Raw genomic sequence first — 1,631 nt, forward strand, 5'->3', positions numbered from 1 at the left:
CGATGCCGAAGCCCGGCGGCACGACGCCGAAGGTGTCGAAGGCCTGCATGCCCCACTTCATGAACTCGTAGCGCTCGCGGTTGCGCTGGAACTCCAGCTTCATGTTCAGGTCGAGCGACTTCTTCGTGCCGTAGTGATCGATCATCACGCTGTGGTCGACGACCAGATCGACCGGCACCAGCGGCTCGATGGTCTTCGGGTTCTGGCCCATCGCCGCGGCGACGTTGCGCATCGCGGCCAGGTCGGCCAGCAGCGGCACACCGGTGAAGTCCTGCAGCACCACGCGGGCGACGACGAACGGGATCTCGTCGCTGCGCTCGGCGTTCGGCTTCCAGTTCGCGAGCTGTTCGACGTGCTCGGTGGTCACCTTCTTGCCGTCGCAGTTGCGCAGCACCGACTCCAGCACGATGCGCAGCGACACCGGCAGCCGCGCCACGTTCGGGATCAGCTTCGCCAGCGCAGGCAGCGAGTAGAAGCTGCCTTCGACCCCGCTGGCGGTGGTGAACGTCTTCAGTGTCTTGGCGAACGCGTGCCTCGGTGCGGCGCGCTGCGTCGTGGTCGGCTTCAGGCTGGCGGTCGATCGTTTCATGACGGCTCCTCGGCGGTGATGCGGATCATTGTGGACGGGTGGTATGTTGCAGTCCATGGACCCGTTGAGCTTCCTCTGGCATGACTACGAAACCTTCGGCGTCGTGCCGCGCCGAGATCGCCCGGCGCAGTTCGCCGGCGTGCGCACCGACGCCGATCTGAACGAGATCGACGCGCCGGTCACGCTGTACTGCCAGCCGGCACCCGACAGCCTGCCCGATCCCGAAAGCTGCCTGCTGACCGGCATCACGCCACAGGTCTGTGCGGCACGCGGCGTGCCCGAGCATGCGTTTGCCGCGGCGATCGAGGCGCAGCTCGCGCGGCCGGGCACGGTGGGTGTCGGCTACAACTCGATCCGCTTCGACGACGAGGTCACGCGCTTCCTGTTCTGGCGCAACCTGATCGATCCGTATGCCCGCGAATGGCAGAACCAGTGCGGGCGCTGGGATCTGCTGGATGTGGTGCGCTGCGCCTACGCGCTGCGGCCCGACGGCATCCAGTGGCCGAAGCACGACGACGGCCGGCCGTCGTTCAAGCTCGAACACCTGACCGCGGCCAATGGCCTGGCTCACGAGGCCGCCCACGACGCGCTGTCCGATGTGCGCGCCACCATCGCACTGGCGCGCCTCGTCAAGGACCGCCAGCCGAAGCTGTGGGACTTCTGCCTGAAGCTGCGCAAGAAGGACGCGGTGATCGACGAGATGGCGAACGCGCAGAAGGCGGGGCAACCCTTCCTGCATGTGTCCGGCATGTACCCGCCCGATCGCGGCTGCATCGCGCTGGTGTGGCCGCTGTCGCCGCACCCGACCAACAAGAACGAGGTGATCGTCTGGGACCTGGCCGAAGATCCCGGCGTGCTGCAGGCGCTGAACGCCGACACGATCCGCCAGCGCATGTTCTCGCGCGCCGACGCGCTGCCCGAGGGCGTGACGCGGCTGCCGATCAAGACGATCCACCTGAACAAGTCGCCAGTGGTGATCGCCAACCTGAAGACGCTGAGCCCCGAGATGGCCGCGCGCTGGGGCATCGATGTCGTGCAGGCG

Annotated in this window: 2 protein-coding genes; one reads left to right on the top strand and one right to left on the bottom strand. The window is 67.2% G+C overall.

Annotated elements, in window-relative coordinates:
* Window positions 1-589, bottom strand: a 589-nt coding sequence (locus tag Q1W68_RS12495; protein ID WP_300716881.1) for an aconitase family protein, incomplete at its 3' end; no start/stop codon positions are given.
* Window positions 590-644: 55 nt separating this feature from the next.
* On the opposite strand from Q1W68_RS12495, the gene sbcB reads away from it, so the two are divergent.
* Window positions 645-1,631 (top strand): exodeoxyribonuclease I (gene sbcB, locus Q1W68_RS12500; RefSeq protein ID WP_300716882.1); only part of this gene is annotated, 987 nt, incomplete at its 3' end.

The sequence above is a fragment of the Hydrogenophaga sp. genome, from assembly GCF_030158645.1.
Classification (GTDB): Bacteria; Pseudomonadota; Gammaproteobacteria; order Burkholderiales; family Burkholderiaceae_C; genus Hydrogenophaga.